This is a genomic window from Psychromonas algicola, assembly GCF_004378355.1.
In the GTDB taxonomy this organism is placed as follows: Bacteria; Pseudomonadota; Gammaproteobacteria; order Enterobacterales; family Psychromonadaceae; genus Psychromonas.
Window position 1 is genome coordinate 1 of record NZ_SNUB01000112.1, and the last position, 322, is coordinate 322.

A 322-nucleotide genomic window follows, 5' to 3' on the forward strand; every position below is an offset into this window, starting at 1 on the left:
CAGCAGCAGATCGACGCAGGCGTGACCCTGTTCGAGGCGGTCGGCTGTGATCAGTGCAACGAAGGTTACAAGGGACGAACCGGCATCTACCAGGTGATGCCGCTGACCGAGGAAATCCAGAAGATCATTCTGGAAGGCGGCAACTCGATGCAGATCGGCGAGGCGGCGCAACGCTCCGGCGTCAACGATCTCCGCCAGTCGGCGATGAGGAAGTGTGCCGCCGGCACCATCAGCCTGATCGAAGCCAATCGTGTGACGAAGGATTGATGGGCATCGCGTCCATTCCGCACCGTCTCCCGTTTCATCCCGTACGCCTCAGGAT

At 60.6% G+C, this 322-nt stretch carries 1 protein-coding gene; it reads left to right on the forward strand.

Going from position 1 to position 322, the window contains the following annotated elements:
• On the forward strand, window positions 1-267 hold a 267-nt coding region (locus E2R67_RS16555; protein WP_445177052.1), incomplete at its 5' end, for an ATPase, T2SS/T4P/T4SS family.
• Window positions 268-322 lie beyond the last annotated feature (55 nt).